This window comes from Klebsiella sp. M041 (assembly GCF_059759695.1).
This window is the reverse complement of sequence record NZ_JCAXWU010000033.1, coordinates 12761-26258: the sequence shown is the minus strand read 5'-3', so window position 1 is coordinate 26258 and position 13498 is coordinate 12761. Positions and strand designations below refer to the sequence as shown.

The window sequence follows — 13498 nt, the reverse complement described above, 5'->3', positions numbered from 1 at the left end:
GCCGGAAGGCGTAGAGATGGTAATGCCGGGCGACAACATCAAAATGGTTGTTACCCTGATCCACCCGATCGCGATGGACGATGGTCTGCGTTTCGCAATCCGTGAAGGCGGCCGTACCGTTGGCGCGGGCGTTGTAGCTAAAGTTCTGGGCTAATTCGTTAGCTTTGAATAAAAAAGGGCGCTTCGGCGCCCTTTTTGCTGTCCGTCGTTCAGCGAAAAGGGCGGTGCTACTGGCGATTCATAACGTGCGCTGCGGCGGATAATGAGTAAATGGTCTATTGTAATCATAACTATTCTCATTTAATATTTGTGCATAAATTGAACGGGAGTTTATATGTACGTTTGTTTGTGCAATGGCGTCAGCGATAAAAAAATTCGCCAGGTTGTTCGCCAGTTTCAACCGCAATCTTTTCAGCAATTACGTAAGTTTGTTCCCGTTGGAAATCAATGCGGTAAGTGTGTTCGCACGGCGCGGGAAGTTATGGAAGATGAATTAACCACCATGCCGGAATTCAAAGAAATCGCCTGAAGTCCACGCTTCTCTTTTGACATCCCTATAGGCCGGACTACGCTTCAATGAGTGGAAGCGGAGGGACTATATAATGAAAGGTGATGTCAAAATCATAAGTTATCTCAATAAATTATTGGGAAATGAGCTGGTCGCAATTAATCAGTACTTTCTCCATGCGAGAATGTTCAAAAACTGGGGCCTGATGCGCCTCAACGATATTGAGTACCACGAATCCATCGACGAAATGAAGCACGCCGATAAATACATCGAGCGTATTCTTTTTCTCGAAGGTATCCCGAATCTGCAGGATCTCGGCAAACTTGGCATCGGTGAAGATGTGGAAGAGATGCTGCAGTCCGATTTAAGACTGGAGCTGGAGGGGGCGCAAAACCTGCGCGAGGCGATCGCCTATGCCGACAGCGTCCATGACTACGTCAGCCGCGATATGATGATTGAGATCCTGGCGGATGAAGAAGGCCATATCGACTGGCTGGAAACCGAACTCGATCTGATCGGCAAAATCGGTCTGCAAAATTACCTGCAGTCGCAGATCAAAGTGTCAGACTAGCCAGCGTCTGACACCCGCACCAGAAACCCGCGGCCGCCAGAAATGGCCCAAACGGCAGCGGGTTGTTCCCCCACCATTTACTGCTCCCGCCGTACCTGGCGTACAAACCTGATACTGCCCACACCGTGCAGGCGAGCAGCGATGCCACCAGTAGCAGCTGCGGCAGCAATCGCCAGCCATGCCAGGCGCCGAGGGCGGCGAGATATTTGATATCCCCATACCCCAATCCCTCATAGCCGCGGATCCCGCGATATAGCCAGTAAAGCACAGCCAAACTGAGATAGCCGGCTATCGCCCCCCAGACGGCATCATGAAGCTGGTGCGGCGCCAGACAGAGATAAAAAAGCAAACCACTCCACAGCAGGGGACAGGTGTAACGGTCGGGCAGCAGGCCGTGACGCAGGTCCTGGTGGCATAAGGCTAAGGTCAATCCGCTATAGCACAGCAAGAAGGGGAGGGCGGCGAGCATGGTTAACCCCGCAATCGTCAAAGAACATCGTCTCACTATGCTTATTGTCCCCGTTCAGTGCAAAAGGGACTTCCCTGGAATGGATGGCACTATCCGCGTTAATTTGCCGCGTTGTCACCCGGTACCGTTCGCTAGCGCGAAGGTGCGCAAATCCTGGTGATGATTTTCTAAACAGCACTTGCGTAGCGCCAGAATTTGCGTATAATGCGCGGGCCTGTCAAAGTTGACGGCCGGTTCAATATGAACCCTGGTAATCGCAGTTGGGTTATCAAACAATGTCCCCAATCGGGGGGCTATGTAAGAACGGTTACACTCTCCCATCAATCGTAATGGGTATGAGGAGTAATCATTTCGTCTATAAAATAATTGGAGCTCTGGTCTCATGCAGAACCAAAGAATCCGTATCCGCCTGAAAGCGTTTGATCATCGTCTGATCGATCAATCAACCGCGGAAATCGTCGAGACTGCTAAGCGCACTGGTGCGCAAGTCCGTGGTCCGATCCCGCTGCCGACCCGCAAAGAGCGCTTTACCGTTCTGATCTCCCCGCACGTCAACAAAGACGCGCGTGACCAGTACGAAATTCGCACTCACAAGCGTCTGGTTGACATCGTTGAGCCAACTGAAAAAACCGTTGATGCTCTGATGCGTCTGGATCTGGCTGCCGGTGTAGACGTGCAGATCAGCCTGGGTTAATCAGGTCATCGAGCGATTGAGAGGTTGAAACAATGATTGGTTTAGTCGGTAAAAAAGTGGGCATGACCCGCATCTTCACTGAAGATGGCGTTTCTATCCCAGTAACCGTAATCGAAGTTGAAGCAAACCGTGTTACTCAGGTTAAAGACCTGGCTAACGATGGCTACCGCGCAATCCAGGTTACCACCGGTGCTAAAAAAGCTAACCGTGTAACCAAGCCGGAAGCGGGTCACTTCGCTAAAGCTGGCGTTGAAGCTGGCCGTGGTCTGTGGGAATTCCGTCTGGCTGACGGCGAAGAATTCACCGTAGGTCAGAACATTAGCGTTGAACTGTTTGCTGACGTTAAAAAAGTTGACGTAACCGGTACCTCTAAAGGTAAAGGTTTTGCTGGTACCGTTAAGCGCTGGAACTTCCGTACCCAGGACGCTACTCACGGTAACTCCTTGTCCCACCGCGTTCCGGGTTCTATCGGTCAGAACCAGACTCCGGGCAAAGTGTTCAAAGGCAAGAAAATGGCAGGTCAGCTGGGTAATGAGCGTGTAACCGTTCAGAGCCTGGACGTAGTACGTGTTGACGCTGAGCGCAACCTGCTGCTGGTTAAAGGTGCTGTCCCGGGTGCGACCGGTAGCGACCTGATCGTTAAACCAGCTGTGAAGGCGTGAGGAGATAGCAATGGAATTAGTATTGAAAGACGCGCAGAGCGCGCTGACTGTTTCCGAAACTACCTTCGGTCGTGATTTCAACGAAGCGCTGGTTCACCAGGTTGTTGTTGCTTATGCAGCTGGTGCGCGTCAGGGCACTCGTGCTCAGAAGACTCGTGCTGAAATCACTGGCTCCGGTAAAAAACCGTGGCGCCAGAAAGGTACCGGCCGTGCGCGTTCTGGTTCTATCAAGAGCCCGATCTGGCGTTCCGGTGGCGTGACCTTTGCTGCTCGTCCGCAGGACCACAGTCAAAAAGTTAACAAGAAGATGTACCGCGGCGCGCTGAAAAGCATCCTGTCCGAACTGGTACGTCAGGATCGTCTGATCGTTGTCGAGAAGTTCTCTGTTGAAGCGCCGAAAACTAAGCTGCTGGCACAGAAACTGAAAGACATGGCTCTGGAAGATGTGCTGATCATCACCGGTGAGCTGGACGAGAACCTGTTCCTGGCCGCACGTAACCTGCACAAGGTTGACGTACGTGATGCGAACGGTATCGACCCGGTTAGCCTGATCGCCTTCGACAAAGTCGTAATGACTGCTGATGCTGTTAAGCAAGTTGAGGAGATGCTGGCATGATTCGTGAAGAACGTCTGCTGAAGGTGCTGCGCGCACCGCACGTTTCTGAAAAAGCGTCTACTGCGATGGAAAAAACAAACACCATCGTTCTCAAAGTTGCTAAAGACGCGACCAAAGCAGAAATCAAAGCTGCTGTGCAGAAACTGTTTGAAGTCGAAGTCGAAGTCGTTAACACCCTGGTTGTTAAAGGGAAAGTTAAACGTCACGGACAGCGTATCGGTCGTCGTAGCGACTGGAAAAAAGCTTACGTCACCCTGAAAGAAGGCCAGAATCTGGACTTCGTTGGCGGCGCTGAGTAAGTCGGAGGAGTAATACAATGGCAGTTGTTAAATGTAAACCGACATCTCCGGGTCGTCGCCACGTCGTTAAAGTGGTTAACCCAGAGCTGCACAAGGGCAAACCTTTTGCTCCGTTGCTGGAAAAAAACAGCAAATCCGGTGGTCGTAACAACAATGGCCGTATCACCACCCGTCATATCGGTGGTGGCCACAAGCAGGCTTACCGTATTGTTGACTTCAAACGCAACAAAGATGGTATCCCGGCAGTTGTTGAACGTCTTGAGTACGATCCGAACCGCTCCGCGAACATCGCGCTGGTTCTGTACAAAGACGGCGAGCGCCGTTACATCCTGGCCCCGAAAGGCCTGAAAGCTGGCGACCAGATTCAGTCTGGCGTTGATGCTGCAATCAAAGCAGGCAACACCCTGCCGATGCGCAATATCCCGGTTGGTTCTACCGTTCATAACGTAGAAATGAAACCAGGTAAAGGCGGTCAGCTGGCTCGTTCCGCTGGTACTTACGTTCAGATCGTTGCTCGCGACGGTGCTTATGTCACCCTGCGTCTGCGTTCTGGTGAAATGCGTAAAGTCGAAGCAGACTGCCGCGCTACTCTGGGCGAAGTTGGCAATGCTGAGCATATGCTGCGCGTTCTGGGTAAAGCAGGTGCTGCACGCTGGCGTGGTGTTCGTCCTACCGTTCGCGGTACTGCGATGAACCCAGTAGACCACCCACATGGTGGTGGTGAAGGTCGTAACTTTGGTAAGCACCCGGTATCCCCGTGGGGCCTGCAGACCAAAGGTAAGAAGACCCGCAGCAACAAGCGTACTGATAAATTCATCGTACGTCGCCGTAGCAAATAATTTTAGAGGATAAGCCATGCCACGTTCTCTCAAGAAAGGTCCTTTTATTGACCTGCACTTGCTGAAGAAGGTAGAGAAAGCGGTGGAAAGCGGAGACAAGAAGCCCCTGCGCACTTGGTCCCGTCGTTCAACGATCTTTCCTAACATGATCGGTTTGACCATCGCTGTCCATAATGGTCGTCAGCACGTTCCAGTATTTGTTTCCGACGAAATGGTCGGTCACAAACTGGGTGAATTCGCACCGACTCGTACTTATCGCGGCCACGCTGCTGATAAAAAAGCGAAGAAGAAATAAGGTAGGAGGAAGAGATGGAAACTTTAGCTCAACATCGCCATGCTCGTTCTTCTGCTCAGAAGGTTCGCCTTGTAGCTGACCTGATTCGCGGTAAGAAAGTGTCGCAGGCCCTGGATATTCTGACCTACACCAACAAAAAAGCTGCTGTACTGGTCAAGAAGGTACTGGAATCTGCCATTGCTAACGCTGAACACAACGATGGCGCTGACATTGATGATCTGAAAGTTGCGAAAATTTTCGTAGACGAAGGCCCGAGCATGAAGCGCATTATGCCGCGTGCTAAAGGTCGTGCAGATCGCATCCTGAAGCGCACCAGCCACATCACTGTGGTTGTGTCCGATCGCTGAGACTCTGGAGACTAGCAATGGGTCAGAAAGTACATCCTAATGGTATTCGCCTGGGTATTGTCAAACCATGGAACTCTACCTGGTTCGCGAACACCAAAGAATTCGCTGACAACCTGGACAGCGATTTTAAAGTACGTCAGTTCCTGACTAAAGAACTGGCTAAAGCGTCTGTATCTCGCATCGTTATCGAGCGTCCGGCTAAGAGCATTCGTGTGACCATTCACACCGCTCGCCCGGGTATCGTTATCGGTAAGAAAGGCGAAGACGTAGAAAAACTGCGCAAGGTCGTAGCGGATATCGCTGGCGTACCTGCACAGATCAATATCGCCGAAGTTCGTAAACCTGAACTGGACGCAAAACTGGTTGCTGACAGCATCACTTCTCAGCTGGAACGTCGCGTTATGTTCCGTCGTGCGATGAAGCGTGCTGTACAGAACGCAATGCGTCTGGGCGCTAAAGGTATCAAAGTTGAAGTTAGCGGCCGTCTGGGCGGCGCGGAAATCGCACGTACCGAATGGTACCGTGAAGGTCGCGTACCGCTGCACACTCTGCGTGCTGACATCGACTACAACACCTCTGAAGCGCACACCACTTACGGTGTAATCGGCGTTAAGGTATGGATCTTCAAAGGTGAGATCCTGGGTGGTATGGCTGCTGTTGAACAACCGGAACCGGCTGCTCAACCTAAAAAGCAGCAGCGTAAAGGCCGTAAATAAGGAGCGTCGCTGATGTTACAACCAAAGCGTACAAAATTCCGTAAAGTGCACAAAGGCCGCAACCGTGGTCTGGCGCAGGGTACGGATGTTAGCTTCGGCACTTTCGGTCTGAAAGCTGTTGGCCGTGGTCGTCTGACTGCACGTCAGATCGAAGCAGCACGTCGTGCTATGACCCGTGCAGTTAAGCGTCAAGGTAAGATCTGGATCCGTGTATTCCCGGACAAACCGATCACCGAGAAGCCGCTGGAAGTTCGTATGGGTAAAGGTAAAGGTAACGTGGAGTACTGGGTTGCCTTGATTCAGCCGGGTAAAGTCCTGTATGAAATGGACGGTGTACCGGAAGAGCTGGCCCGTGAAGCATTCGGCCTGGCAGCAGCGAAACTGCCGATCAAAACCACCTTTGTAACTAAGACGGTGATGTAATGAAAGCAAAAGAGCTGCGTGAAAAAAGCGTTGAAGAGCTGAACGCTGAGCTGCTGAACCTGCTGCGTGAGCAGTTCAACCTGCGCATGCAGGCTGCAAGTGGCCAGCTGCAACAGACTCATCTGCTGAAGCAAGTGCGTCGTGATGTTGCACGCGTTAAGACTTTACTGACTCAGAAGGCGGGTGCGTAATGACCGATAAAATCCGTACTCTGCAAGGTCGCGTAGTTAGCGACAAAATGGAGAAATCCATTGTTGTTGCTATCGAACGTATGGTGAAACACCCGGTTTACGGCAAATTCATCAAACGTACGACCAAACTGCACGTACATGACGAGAACAACGAATGCGGTATCGGCGACAAGGTTGAAATCCGCGAATGCCGTCCGCTGTCCAAGACTAAGTCCTGGACGCTGGTTCGCGTTGTAGAGAAAGCGGTTCTGTAATAGAGTACGCATTCTCGATACGGATAAACGGCTCAGCGATGAGCCGTTTATTTTTTCTACCCATATCTGGTTTGTGGTGTTATAATGCCGCGCCCTCGATATGGGGCTTTTTAACGACCCTAATTTTCGGGTCTCAGTAGTAGTTGACATTAGCGGAGCACTAAAATGATCCAAGAACAGACTATGCTGAACGTCGCCGACAACTCCGGTGCACGTCGCGTAATGTGTATCAAGGTTCTGGGTGGCTCGCACCGTCGCTACGCAGGCGTAGGCGACATCATCAAGATCACCATCAAAGAAGCAATTCCGCGTGGTAAGGTCAAAAAAGGTGATGTGCTGAAGGCGGTAGTGGTGCGCACCAAGAAGGGTGTTCGTCGCCCGGACGGTTCTGTCATTCGCTTCGATGGTAATGCATGCGTTATTCTGAACAATAACAGCGAGCAGCCTATCGGTACGCGTATTTTTGGGCCGGTAACTCGTGAACTTCGTACCGAGAAGTTCATGAAAATTATCTCTCTGGCACCAGAAGTACTCTAAGGAGCGAATCATGGCAGCGAAAATCCGTCGTGATGACGAAGTTATCGTGTTAACCGGTAAAGATAAAGGTAAGCGCGGTAAAGTTAAGAATGTCCTGTCTTCCGGCAAGGTCATTGTTGAAGGTATCAACCTGGTTAAGAAACACCAGAAGCCGGTTCCGGCTCTGAACCAACCAGGCGGCATCGTTGAAAAAGAAGCTGCAATTCAGGTTTCTAACGTTGCAATCTTCAATGCGGCAACCGGCAAGGCTGACCGTGTAGGCTTTAGATTCGAAGACGGCAAAAAAGTCCGTTTCTTCAAGTCTAACAGCGAAACTATCAAGTAATTTGGAGTAGTACGATGGCGAAACTGCATGATTACTACAAAGACGAAGTAGTTAAGAAACTCATGACTGAGTTTAACTACAATTCTGTCATGCAAGTCCCTCGGGTCGAGAAGATCACCCTGAACATGGGTGTTGGTGAAGCGATCGCTGACAAGAAACTGCTGGATAACGCAGCAGCTGACCTGGCAGCAATCTCCGGTCAAAAACCGCTGATCACCAAAGCACGCAAATCAGTTGCAGGCTTCAAAATCCGTCAGGGCTATCCGATCGGCTGTAAAGTAACTCTGCGTGGCGAACGCATGTGGGAGTTCTTTGAGCGCCTGATCACTATTGCTGTACCGCGTATTCGTGACTTCCGCGGCCTGTCCGCTAAGTCTTTCGACGGTCGTGGCAACTACAGCATGGGTGTCCGTGAGCAGATCATCTTCCCAGAAATCGACTACGATAAAGTCGACCGCGTTCGTGGTTTGGATATTACCATTACCACTACTGCGAAATCTGACGAAGAAGGCCGTGCTCTGCTGGCTGCCTTTGACTTCCCGTTCCGCAAGTAAGGTAGGGTTACTTAATGGCTAAGCAATCAATGAAAGCACGCGAAGTAAAGCGCGTGGCTTTAGCTGATAAATTCTTCGCTAAACGCGCTGAACTGAAAGCTATCATCTCTGATGTGAACGCAACCGACGAAGATCGTTGGAATGCCGTTCTCAAGCTGCAGACTCTGCCGCGTGATTCCAGCCCGTCTCGTCAGCGTAACCGCTGCCGTCAAACAGGTCGTCCGCATGGTTTCCTGCGGAAGTTCGGGTTGAGCCGTATTAAGGTCCGTGAAGCCGCTATGCGCGGTGAAATCCCGGGTCTGAAAAAGGCTAGCTGGTAATTGTCACCAATTGAATCACGGGAGTAAAGACAGATGAGCATGCAAGATCCGATCGCGGATATGCTGACCCGTATCCGTAACGGTCAGGCCGCGAACAAAGCTGCGGTCACCATGCCTTCCTCCAAGCTGAAAGTGGCAATCGCCAACGTGCTGAAGGAAGAAGGTTTTATCGAAGATTTTAAAGTTGAAGGCGACACCAAGCCGGAACTGGAACTGACTCTTAAGTATTTCCAGGGTAAAGCTGTTGTAGAAAGCATTCAGCGTGTCAGCCGCCCAGGTCTGCGCATCTATAAGAAAAAAGATGAGCTGCCGAAAGTTATGGCCGGTCTGGGTATCGCAGTTGTTTCTACCTCTAAAGGTGTTATGACTGATCGTGCAGCGCGCCAGGCTGGTCTTGGTGGCGAAATTATCTGCTACGTAGCCTAATCGGAGGAAAAAATGTCTCGTGTTGCTAAAGCACCGGTCGTTGTTCCTGCCGGCGTTGATGTAAAAATCAACGGTCAGGTTATTACGATCAAAGGTAAAAACGGCGAGCTGACTCGTACTCTCAACGATGCTGTTGAAGTTAAACATGCAGATAATGCACTGACCTTCGGTCCGCGTGATGGTTACGCAGACGGTTGGGCTCAGGCTGGTACCGCGCGTGCCCTGCTGAACTCAATGGTTATCGGTGTTACCGAAGGCTTCACTAAGAAGCTGCAGCTGGTTGGTGTAGGTTATCGTGCAGCGGTCAAAGGGAATGTAGTAAACCTGGCTTTAGGTTTCTCTCACCCGGTTGATCATCAGCTGCCTGCGGGTATCACTGCAGAATGTCCGACTCAGACTGAAATCGTGCTGAAAGGCGCTGATAAGCAGGTGATCGGCCAGGTTGCAGCAGATCTGCGCGCCTACCGTCGTCCTGAGCCTTACAAAGGCAAGGGTGTTCGTTACGCCGACGAAGTCGTGCGTACCAAAGAGGCTAAGAAGAAGTAAGGTAACACTATGGATAAGAAATCTGCTCGTATCCGTCGTGCGACCCGCGCACGCCGCAAGCTCCAGGAGCTGGGCGCAACTCGCCTGGTGGTACATCGTACCCCGCGTCACATTTACGCACAGGTAATTGCACCGAATGGTTCTGAAGTTCTGGTAGCTGCTTCTACTGTAGAAAAAGCTATCGCTGAACAACTGAAGTACACCGGTAACAAAGACGCTGCTGCAGCTGTGGGTAAAGCTGTCGCTGAACGCGCTCTGGAAAAAGGCATCAAAGATGTTTCCTTTGACCGTTCCGGGTTCCAATATCATGGTCGTGTCCAGGCACTGGCAGATGCTGCCCGTGAAGCTGGCCTTCAGTTCTAAGGTAGAGGTGTAAGATGGCTCACATCGAAAAACAAGCTGGCGAACTGCAGGAAAAGCTGATCGCGGTAAACCGCGTATCTAAAACCGTTAAAGGTGGTCGTATTTTCTCCTTCACAGCTCTGACTGTAGTTGGCGATGGTAACGGTCGCGTTGGTTTTGGTTACGGTAAAGCGCGTGAAGTTCCAGCAGCGATCCAGAAAGCGATGGAAAAAGCCCGTCGCAATATGATTAACGTCGCGCTGAACCACGGCACCCTGCAGCACCCGGTTAAGGGTACTCACACGGGTTCTCGTGTATTCATGCAGCCGGCTTCCGAAGGTACCGGTATCATCGCCGGTGGTGCAATGCGCGCCGTTCTGGAAGTCGCTGGGGTTCGTAACGTTCTGGCTAAAGCGTATGGTTCCACTAACCCGATTAACGTGGTTCGTGCAACTATCGACGGTCTGGAAAACATGAAGTCCCCGGATATGGTCGCTGCCAAGCGTGGTAAATCCGTTGAAGAAATTCTGGGGAAATAAACCATGGCAAAGACTATTAAAATTACTCAAACCCGCAGTGCAATCGGTCGTCTGCCGAAACACAAGGCAACGCTGCTTGGCCTGGGTCTGCGTCGTATTGGTCACACCGTAGAGCGCGAGGATACTCCTGCTGTTCGTGGTATGGTCAACGCGGTTTCCTTCATGGTTAAAGTTGAGGAGTAAGAGATGCGTTTAAATACTCTGTCTCCGGCCGAAGGCTCCAAAAAGGCGGGTAAACGCCTGGGTCGTGGTATCGGTTCTGGCCTCGGTAAAACCGGTGGTCGTGGTCACAAAGGTCAGAAATCTCGTTCTGGCGGTGGCGTACGTCGCGGTTTCGAGGGTGGTCAGATGCCTCTGTACCGTCGTCTGCCGAAATTCGGCTTCACTTCTCGTAAAGCGATGATCACCGCAGAGATCCGTCTCTCCGATCTGGCTCACGTAGAAGGCGATGTAGTAGACCTGAACGCGCTGAAAGCGGCTAACATTATCGGTGTCCAGATCGAGTTCGCGAAAGTGATCCTGTCTGGTGAGGTAACTCGTCCGGTAACTGTTCGTGGCCTGCGTGTGACTAAAGGTGCTCGTGCTGCTATCGAAGCTGCTGGCGGTAAAATTGAGGAATAAGTAGCAGATGGCTAAACAACCGGGATTAGATTTTCAAAGTGCCAAAGGTGGCCTTGGCGAACTGAAACGCAGACTTCTGTTTGTGGTCGGTGCGCTGATAGTGTTCCGTATTGGCTCTTTTATTCCGATCCCTGGTATTGATGCCGCTGTACTTGCCAAACTGCTTGAGCAACAGCGAGGCACCATCATTGAAATGTTCAACATGTTCTCTGGTGGTGCTCTCAGCCGTGCTTCTATCTTTGCATTGGGGATTATGCCGTATATCTCGGCATCAATCATCGTGCAGCTGCTGACGGTGGTTTATCAACCGCTGGCGGAACTGAAGAAAGAAGGGGAGTCTGGTCGTCGTAAGATCAGCCAGTACACCCGCTACGGTACTCTGGTGCTGGCGATATTCCAGTCGATCGGTATTGCTACCGGTCTGCCGAATATGCCTGGTATGCAGGGCCTGGTGATTAATCCAGGCTTTGCATTCTATTTCACCGCTGTTGTTAGTCTGGTCACAGGGACTATGTTCCTGATGTGGCTCGGCGAACAGATCACTGAACGCGGTATCGGTAACGGTATCTCGATCATTATCTTCGCCGGTATCGTTGCGGGACTCCCGCCGGCCATCGCCCATACTATCGAGCAAGCGCGTCAAGGCGACCTGCACTTCCTCCTGTTGCTGTTGGTTGCAGTATTAGTATTTGCAGTGACCTTCTTTGTTGTATTCGTTGAACGTGGGCAACGCCGCATTGTGGTAAACTACGCGAAACGTCAACAGGGTCGTCGTGTCTATGCTGCACAGAGCACACATTTACCGCTGAAAGTGAATATGGCGGGGGTAATCCCGGCAATCTTCGCTTCCAGTATTATACTGTTCCCGGCAACCATCACGTCATGGTTCGGGGGTGGTACTGGTTGGAACTGGCTGACAACAATTTCGCTGTATTTGCAGCCTGGGCAACCGCTTTATGTGTTACTCTATGCGTCTGCAATCATCTTCTTCTGTTTCTTCTACACGGCGTTGGTTTTCAACCCGCGTGAAACAGCAGATAACCTGAAGAAGTCCGGTGCATTTGTACCAGGAATTCGTCCGGGAGAGCAAACGGCGAAGTATATCGATAAAGTGATGACTCGCCTGACTCTGGTTGGTGCGTTGTACATTACTTTTATCTGCCTGATCCCGGAGTTCATGCGTGACGCGATGAAAGTGCCGTTCTACTTCGGTGGGACCTCGCTGCTTATCGTTGTTGTCGTGATTATGGACTTTATGGCTCAAGTGCAAACTCTGATGATGTCCAGTCAGTATGAGTCTGCATTGAAGAAGGCGAACCTGAAAGGCTACGGCCGCTAAAACTGGTCGCCCGAGAAGTTACGGAGAGTAAAAATGAAAGTTCGTGCTTCCGTCAAGAAATTATGCCGTAACTGCAAAATCGTTAAGCGTGATGGCGTCATCCGTGTGATTTGCAGTGCCGAGCCGAAGCATAAACAGCGCCAAGGCTGATTTTTTCGCATATTTTTCTTGCAAAGTTGGATTGAGCTGGCTAGATTAGCCAGCCAATCTTTTGTATGTCTGTACGTTTCCATTTGAGTATCCTGAAAACGGGCTTTTCAGCATGGTGCGTACATATTAAATAGTAGGAGTGCATAGTGGCCCGTATAGCAGGCATTAACATTCCTGATCACAAACATACCGTAATCGCTTTAACCGCTATTTTCGGTATCGGCAAAACCCGTTCTAAAGCCATCTGCGCTGAAACGGGCATCGCTGAAAATGTTAAGATCAGTGAGCTGTCTGAAGAACAAATTGATATTCTGCGTGAAGCAGTAGGTAAATTTGTCGTTGAAGGTGATCTGCGCCGTGAAATCACCCTGAGCATCAAGCGTCTGATGGACCTTGGTTGCTACCGTGGTTTGCGTCATCGTCGTGGTCTCCCGGTTCGCGGTCAGCGTACCAAGACCAACGCACGTACCCGTAAGGGTCCGCGTAAACCGATCAAGAAATAATCGGGGTGATTGAATAATGGCAAAGGCACCAATTCGTGCACGTAAGCGTGTAAGAAAACAAGTCTCTGACGGCGTGGCTCATATCCATGCTTCTTTTAACAACACCATCGTTACCATTACTGATCGTCAGGGTAACGCACTGGGTTGGGCAACAGCCGGTGGTTCCGGTTTCCGTGGTTCTCGCAAATCCACTCCGTTCGCAGCTCAGGTTGCAGCAGAGCGTTGCGCAGAAGCCGTAAAAGAATACGGCATCAAGAATCTGGAAGTTATGGTCAAAGGTCCGGGTCCGGGTCGCGAATCTACCATTCGTGCACTGAACGCCGCAGGTTTCCGCATCACTAATATTACTGATGTGACTCCGATCCCTCATAACGGTTGTCGTCCGCCGAAAAAACGTCGCGTATAACGCTGC

Annotated in this window: 29 protein-coding genes; 28 read left to right on the top strand and 1 reads right to left on the bottom strand. The window is 51.0% G+C overall.

The annotated features are described in order from the left end of the window. The 3 genes from AC6CWS_RS25245 to bfr all read left to right on the top strand — a co-directional run. On the top strand, window positions 1-154 hold a 154-nt coding region (locus AC6CWS_RS25245; protein ID WP_072098027.1), incomplete at its 5' end, for an EF-Tu C-terminal domain-related protein. A gap of 180 nt (window positions 155-334) precedes the next feature. Beyond that, window positions 335-529, top strand: a complete 195-nt coding sequence (gene bfd / locus AC6CWS_RS25240; RefSeq protein ID WP_065884010.1) for a bacterioferritin-associated ferredoxin — start codon at window positions 335-337, stop codon at window positions 527-529. A 73-nt stretch (window positions 530-602) separates the two neighbouring features. Beyond that, on the top strand, window positions 603-1079 hold the full coding sequence (gene bfr / locus AC6CWS_RS25235) for a bacterioferritin (RefSeq protein ID WP_004206792.1): 477 nt from the start codon (window positions 603-605) through the stop codon (window positions 1077-1079). Here the strand turns inward: bfr and AC6CWS_RS25230 are convergent. Continuing rightward, on the bottom strand, window positions 1063-1548 hold the full coding sequence (locus AC6CWS_RS25230) for a prepilin peptidase (RefSeq protein ID WP_065884007.1): 486 nt from the start codon (window positions 1546-1548) through the stop codon (window positions 1063-1065). The genes bfr and AC6CWS_RS25230 overlap by 17 nt on opposite strands. Before the next feature lie 382 nt (window positions 1549-1930). Here AC6CWS_RS25230 and rpsJ point away from each other — a divergent pair, with 382 nt between their 5' ends. From rpsJ to rpsK, 25 genes are all read left to right on the top strand, one after another. Continuing rightward, the gene (gene rpsJ, locus AC6CWS_RS25225) at window positions 1931-2242 is read left to right on the top strand and encodes a 30S ribosomal protein S10 (protein WP_001181005.1); all 312 of its coding nucleotides are present in this window, start codon (window positions 1931-1933) and stop codon (window positions 2240-2242) included. A gap of 32 nt (window positions 2243-2274) precedes the next feature. Beyond that, on the top strand, window positions 2275-2904 hold the full coding sequence (gene rplC, locus AC6CWS_RS25220) for a 50S ribosomal protein L3 (RefSeq protein WP_002919796.1): 630 nt from the start codon (window positions 2275-2277) through the stop codon (window positions 2902-2904). 10 nt (window positions 2905-2914) lie between these two features. After that, window positions 2915-3520, top strand: a complete 606-nt coding sequence (gene rplD, locus AC6CWS_RS25215; RefSeq protein ID WP_002919794.1) for a 50S ribosomal protein L4 — start codon at window positions 2915-2917, stop codon at window positions 3518-3520. Then, entirely contained in the window at window positions 3517-3819 is a 303-nt protein-coding gene (rplW, locus tag AC6CWS_RS25210; RefSeq protein WP_000617546.1) for a 50S ribosomal protein L23, read from the top strand. Before rplD ends, rplW begins: the two co-directional genes overlap by 4 nt. Window positions 3820-3836: 17 nt before the next feature. Continuing rightward, window positions 3837-4658 carry a 50S ribosomal protein L2 gene (gene rplB, locus AC6CWS_RS25205; protein ID WP_002919786.1) on the top strand — a complete coding sequence of 274 codons (822 nt, stop codon included), beginning with the start codon at window positions 3837-3839 and terminating at the stop codon, window positions 4656-4658. Between the two features lie 16 nt (window positions 4659-4674). Next, the gene (gene rpsS, locus AC6CWS_RS25200) at window positions 4675-4953 is read left to right on the top strand and encodes a 30S ribosomal protein S19 (protein ID WP_001138115.1); all 279 of its coding nucleotides are present in this window, start codon (window positions 4675-4677) and stop codon (window positions 4951-4953) included. 14 nt (window positions 4954-4967) lie between these two features. Then, window positions 4968-5300, top strand: a complete 333-nt coding sequence (gene rplV / locus AC6CWS_RS25195) for a 50S ribosomal protein L22 (RefSeq protein ID WP_002919773.1) — start codon at window positions 4968-4970, stop codon at window positions 5298-5300. 17 nt (window positions 5301-5317) lie between these two features. Continuing rightward, window positions 5318-6016, top strand: a complete 699-nt coding sequence (rpsC, locus tag AC6CWS_RS25190) for a 30S ribosomal protein S3 (RefSeq protein WP_002919766.1) — start codon at window positions 5318-5320, stop codon at window positions 6014-6016. A gap of 12 nt (window positions 6017-6028) precedes the next feature. Continuing rightward, a complete protein-coding gene (gene rplP, locus AC6CWS_RS25185; RefSeq protein ID WP_002919759.1) occupies window positions 6029-6439 on the top strand; it encodes a 50S ribosomal protein L16 in 411 nt (136 codons plus the stop codon). Then, complete coding sequence (gene rpmC / locus AC6CWS_RS25180) at window positions 6439-6630, top strand: 50S ribosomal protein L29 (protein ID WP_002919754.1); 192 nt, start codon at window positions 6439-6441, stop codon at window positions 6628-6630. Before rplP ends, rpmC begins: the two co-directional genes overlap by 1 nt. Further along, window positions 6630-6884 (top strand): 30S ribosomal protein S17, encoded by a 255-nt coding sequence (gene rpsQ / locus AC6CWS_RS25175; RefSeq protein ID WP_002919751.1) that lies wholly within the window; start codon window positions 6630-6632, stop codon window positions 6882-6884. The genes rpmC and rpsQ overlap by 1 nt, the downstream gene beginning before the upstream one ends. Window positions 6885-7049: 165 nt before the next feature. After that, window positions 7050-7421 (top strand): 50S ribosomal protein L14, encoded by a 372-nt coding sequence (rplN, locus tag AC6CWS_RS25170; protein WP_002919748.1) that lies wholly within the window; start codon window positions 7050-7052, stop codon window positions 7419-7421. Between the two features lie 10 nt (window positions 7422-7431). Next, complete coding sequence (gene rplX, locus AC6CWS_RS25165) at window positions 7432-7746, top strand: 50S ribosomal protein L24 (protein ID WP_000729185.1); 315 nt, start codon at window positions 7432-7434, stop codon at window positions 7744-7746. A 14-nt stretch (window positions 7747-7760) separates the two neighbouring features. After that, the gene (gene rplE, locus AC6CWS_RS25160) at window positions 7761-8300 is read left to right on the top strand and encodes a 50S ribosomal protein L5 (protein ID WP_001096200.1); all 540 of its coding nucleotides are present in this window, start codon (window positions 7761-7763) and stop codon (window positions 8298-8300) included. A 14-nt stretch (window positions 8301-8314) separates the two neighbouring features. After that, window positions 8315-8620 (top strand): 30S ribosomal protein S14, encoded by a 306-nt coding sequence (gene rpsN, locus AC6CWS_RS25155; protein WP_002919667.1) that lies wholly within the window; start codon window positions 8315-8317, stop codon window positions 8618-8620. A gap of 33 nt (window positions 8621-8653) precedes the next feature. Next, a complete protein-coding gene (rpsH, locus tag AC6CWS_RS25150) occupies window positions 8654-9046 on the top strand; it encodes a 30S ribosomal protein S8 (RefSeq protein ID WP_002919665.1) in 393 nt (130 codons plus the stop codon). Window positions 9047-9058: 12 nt separating this feature from the next. Further along, complete coding sequence (gene rplF / locus AC6CWS_RS25145) at window positions 9059-9592, top strand: 50S ribosomal protein L6 (RefSeq protein ID WP_002919662.1); 534 nt, start codon at window positions 9059-9061, stop codon at window positions 9590-9592. Window positions 9593-9601: 9 nt separating this feature from the next. Beyond that, complete coding sequence (rplR, locus tag AC6CWS_RS25140) at window positions 9602-9955, top strand: 50S ribosomal protein L18 (RefSeq protein WP_000358960.1); 354 nt, start codon at window positions 9602-9604, stop codon at window positions 9953-9955. 14 nt (window positions 9956-9969) lie between these two features. Continuing rightward, complete coding sequence (rpsE, locus tag AC6CWS_RS25135; RefSeq protein ID WP_002919545.1) at window positions 9970-10473, top strand: 30S ribosomal protein S5; 504 nt, start codon at window positions 9970-9972, stop codon at window positions 10471-10473. Window positions 10474-10476: 3 nt separating this feature from the next. Beyond that, window positions 10477-10656 (top strand): 50S ribosomal protein L30, encoded by a 180-nt coding sequence (rpmD, locus tag AC6CWS_RS25130; protein WP_001140434.1) that lies wholly within the window; start codon window positions 10477-10479, stop codon window positions 10654-10656. A 3-nt stretch (window positions 10657-10659) separates the two neighbouring features. Then, window positions 10660-11094: a 50S ribosomal protein L15 gene (gene rplO, locus AC6CWS_RS25125; protein ID WP_002919516.1), complete on the top strand. Its 435-nt coding sequence runs from the start codon at window positions 10660-10662 to the stop codon at window positions 11092-11094. A gap of 7 nt (window positions 11095-11101) precedes the next feature. Then, entirely contained in the window at window positions 11102-12433 is a 1332-nt protein-coding gene (gene secY / locus AC6CWS_RS25120) for a preprotein translocase subunit SecY (RefSeq protein ID WP_002919515.1), read from the top strand. 33 nt (window positions 12434-12466) lie between these two features. Then, the gene (rpmJ, locus tag AC6CWS_RS25115) at window positions 12467-12583 is read left to right on the top strand and encodes a 50S ribosomal protein L36 (protein ID WP_000868187.1); all 117 of its coding nucleotides are present in this window, start codon (window positions 12467-12469) and stop codon (window positions 12581-12583) included. A gap of 146 nt (window positions 12584-12729) precedes the next feature. Further along, entirely contained in the window at window positions 12730-13086 is a 357-nt protein-coding gene (gene rpsM, locus AC6CWS_RS25110) for a 30S ribosomal protein S13 (protein ID WP_002919259.1), read from the top strand. A gap of 16 nt (window positions 13087-13102) precedes the next feature. Beyond that, complete coding sequence (rpsK, locus tag AC6CWS_RS25105; RefSeq protein WP_002919257.1) at window positions 13103-13492, top strand: 30S ribosomal protein S11; 390 nt, start codon at window positions 13103-13105, stop codon at window positions 13490-13492. Window positions 13493-13498 lie beyond the last annotated feature (6 nt).

Bases quoted from the DNA above. Each gene is read 5' to 3' on its own strand.
- bfd (WP_065884010.1), top strand. From the start codon at position 335: ATGTACGTTTGTTTGTGCAATGGCGTCAGCGATAAAAAAATTCGCCAG.
- bfr (WP_004206792.1), top strand. From the start codon at position 603: ATGAAAGGTGATGTCAAAATCATAAGTTATCTCAATAAATTATTGGGA.
- AC6CWS_RS25230 (WP_065884007.1), bottom strand. From the start codon at position 1,548: ATGCTCGCCGCCCTCCCCTTCTTGCTGTGCTATAGCGGATTGACCTTA.
- rpsJ (WP_001181005.1), top strand. From the start codon at position 1,931: ATGCAGAACCAAAGAATCCGTATCCGCCTGAAAGCGTTTGATCATCGT.
- rplC (WP_002919796.1), top strand. From the start codon at position 2,275: ATGATTGGTTTAGTCGGTAAAAAAGTGGGCATGACCCGCATCTTCACT.
- rplD (WP_002919794.1), top strand. From the start codon at position 2,915: ATGGAATTAGTATTGAAAGACGCGCAGAGCGCGCTGACTGTTTCCGAA.
- rplW (WP_000617546.1), top strand. From the start codon at position 3,517: ATGATTCGTGAAGAACGTCTGCTGAAGGTGCTGCGCGCACCGCACGTT.
- rplB (WP_002919786.1), top strand. From the start codon at position 3,837: ATGGCAGTTGTTAAATGTAAACCGACATCTCCGGGTCGTCGCCACGTC.
- rpsS (WP_001138115.1), top strand. From the start codon at position 4,675: ATGCCACGTTCTCTCAAGAAAGGTCCTTTTATTGACCTGCACTTGCTG.
- rplV (WP_002919773.1), top strand. From the start codon at position 4,968: ATGGAAACTTTAGCTCAACATCGCCATGCTCGTTCTTCTGCTCAGAAG.
- rpsC (WP_002919766.1), top strand. From the start codon at position 5,318: ATGGGTCAGAAAGTACATCCTAATGGTATTCGCCTGGGTATTGTCAAA.
- rplP (WP_002919759.1), top strand. From the start codon at position 6,029: ATGTTACAACCAAAGCGTACAAAATTCCGTAAAGTGCACAAAGGCCGC.
- rpmC (WP_002919754.1), top strand. From the start codon at position 6,439: ATGAAAGCAAAAGAGCTGCGTGAAAAAAGCGTTGAAGAGCTGAACGCT.
- rpsQ (WP_002919751.1), top strand. From the start codon at position 6,630: ATGACCGATAAAATCCGTACTCTGCAAGGTCGCGTAGTTAGCGACAAA.
- rplN (WP_002919748.1), top strand. From the start codon at position 7,050: ATGATCCAAGAACAGACTATGCTGAACGTCGCCGACAACTCCGGTGCA.
- rplX (WP_000729185.1), top strand. From the start codon at position 7,432: ATGGCAGCGAAAATCCGTCGTGATGACGAAGTTATCGTGTTAACCGGT.
- rplE (WP_001096200.1), top strand. From the start codon at position 7,761: ATGGCGAAACTGCATGATTACTACAAAGACGAAGTAGTTAAGAAACTC.
- rpsN (WP_002919667.1), top strand. From the start codon at position 8,315: ATGGCTAAGCAATCAATGAAAGCACGCGAAGTAAAGCGCGTGGCTTTA.
- rpsH (WP_002919665.1), top strand. From the start codon at position 8,654: ATGAGCATGCAAGATCCGATCGCGGATATGCTGACCCGTATCCGTAAC.
- rplF (WP_002919662.1), top strand. From the start codon at position 9,059: ATGTCTCGTGTTGCTAAAGCACCGGTCGTTGTTCCTGCCGGCGTTGAT.
- rplR (WP_000358960.1), top strand. From the start codon at position 9,602: ATGGATAAGAAATCTGCTCGTATCCGTCGTGCGACCCGCGCACGCCGC.
- rpsE (WP_002919545.1), top strand. From the start codon at position 9,970: ATGGCTCACATCGAAAAACAAGCTGGCGAACTGCAGGAAAAGCTGATC.
- rpmD (WP_001140434.1), top strand. From the start codon at position 10,477: ATGGCAAAGACTATTAAAATTACTCAAACCCGCAGTGCAATCGGTCGT.
- rplO (WP_002919516.1), top strand. From the start codon at position 10,660: ATGCGTTTAAATACTCTGTCTCCGGCCGAAGGCTCCAAAAAGGCGGGT.
- secY (WP_002919515.1), top strand. From the start codon at position 11,102: ATGGCTAAACAACCGGGATTAGATTTTCAAAGTGCCAAAGGTGGCCTT.
- rpmJ (WP_000868187.1), top strand. From the start codon at position 12,467: ATGAAAGTTCGTGCTTCCGTCAAGAAATTATGCCGTAACTGCAAAATC.
- rpsK (WP_002919257.1), top strand. From the start codon at position 13,103: ATGGCAAAGGCACCAATTCGTGCACGTAAGCGTGTAAGAAAACAAGTC.